The organism is Bradyrhizobium sp. 179 (genome assembly GCF_023073535.1).
Lineage (GTDB): Bacteria > Pseudomonadota > Alphaproteobacteria > Rhizobiales > Xanthobacteraceae > Bradyrhizobium.
Genome location: NZ_JADPJR010000141.1, coordinates 1 through 842 on the forward strand (window position 1 = coordinate 1; position 842 = coordinate 842).

The window sequence follows — 842 nt, forward strand, 5'->3', positions numbered from 1 at the left end:
GCAAAGCCTATCTTCATCTGTGGCTCCCTTCTTCAATGCGCTGAATTCACGCCGCGTCGTCAAGCGAACGCAATGCAGGTCGGACTGCCCGTTTCGATCACACGACCCGCAGGCGAGAGAGCCCCGGTCTCGGGATCGATTCTGAAGGTCACGATCGTGTCGGTGAGCTCGTTTGCCGCGTGGAGCAGCGTTCCGCTAGGATCGATGGTCATGAAGCGTGGCCCGCGACCGGCGCTCGACGCCCATCCGGCGGGGGTCACGCGGCCCGACGCGGCGTCGATCGAGAAGGCCCCGATCAGATCGCTGCCGCGGTTGGACACGTAGACGAAGCGGCCCGTCGGATCGACCTCCACTTCAGCGGACGTGTTGGCGCCCACGAACGAGTCCGGCGTCGACGGGACGATCTGGATCGGAGTTATCGCGCCGGTCGCACGGTCGAAGCGATTGACGCTGAGCGAGGAATCCAGCTCGTAGTTCACGTAGACAAACGGCAAATTGGGGTGGTGCGAGGCATGCCTCGGGCCGGCACCGGGCCGGGTCACCGTGAAGCCCGGCTCCGTCAGCTTCAGAAGCGGCCTCGCGGGATCGAATTCGAGCACGAACACGCGATCGACGCCTTTGTCAGGCACGACGAGAAAGCGGCCGGAGGGGTCATAGACGATGTGATGAGGATGAGGGCCCGTCTGCTCGACTTTGTGCGGCCCTCCGTTGCCGGGCAACTGCAGCAACTGCACCAGCGGGTCCAGACCGCCGTCCTGACGAATTGGAAGCACCGCGAGCGATGCCGTGGCGTAGTTCGCCACGATCAAAAAATGGTCGGTCGGATCGGCGACCAGGTGGAC

Annotated in this window: 1 protein-coding gene; it reads right to left on the reverse strand. The window is 64.0% G+C overall.

What is annotated here, in order from left to right; genetic code table 11:
* Positions 1 to 59: 59 nt before the first annotated feature.
* Positions 60 to 842 (reverse strand): lactonase family protein (locus IVB12_RS32840; RefSeq protein ID WP_247305836.1); only part of this gene is annotated, 783 nt, incomplete at its 5' end.